At 56.2% G+C, this 324-nt stretch carries 1 protein-coding gene; it reads left to right on the top strand.

Features of this window, described 5'->3' with window-relative positions; all coding sequences use genetic code 11:
- Window positions 1–126: 126 nt before the first annotated feature.
- The coding region (locus MTCD1_RS23530) for an NADP-dependent isocitrate dehydrogenase (protein ID WP_143760164.1) at window positions 127–324 on the top strand (198 nt) is incomplete at its 3' end.

A 324-nucleotide genomic window follows, 5' to 3' on the forward strand; every position in this document is an offset into this window, starting at 1 on the left:
GTTCTACGGTGTTCCTTTTCGGTGTGTCAGAAATGTCCACCACCTCCACTATTCTTAAGACGAAGTGCCGCTAGACGCCCTGACGGGTTGCACAGCGGCGTTCCCCTCGATCACAGGAGTTCGTGCATGCCTACCATCGTCTGGACCAAGATCGACGAGGCCCCCGCCCTCGCATCATATTCCTTACTTCCCATCGTGGAGGGATTCCTCGACGGGTCGGGTATTGACATCACGACTTCGGATATTTCGTTGGCGGGGCGCATCCTGGCCCAGTTTCCGGATCGTCTGAACGAAGATCAGAAAGTTGCCGACCACCTAGCTGAG

The organism is Colwellia marinimaniae (assembly GCF_002207865.1).
Lineage (GTDB): Bacteria > Pseudomonadota > Gammaproteobacteria > Enterobacterales > Alteromonadaceae > Colwellia > Colwellia marinimaniae.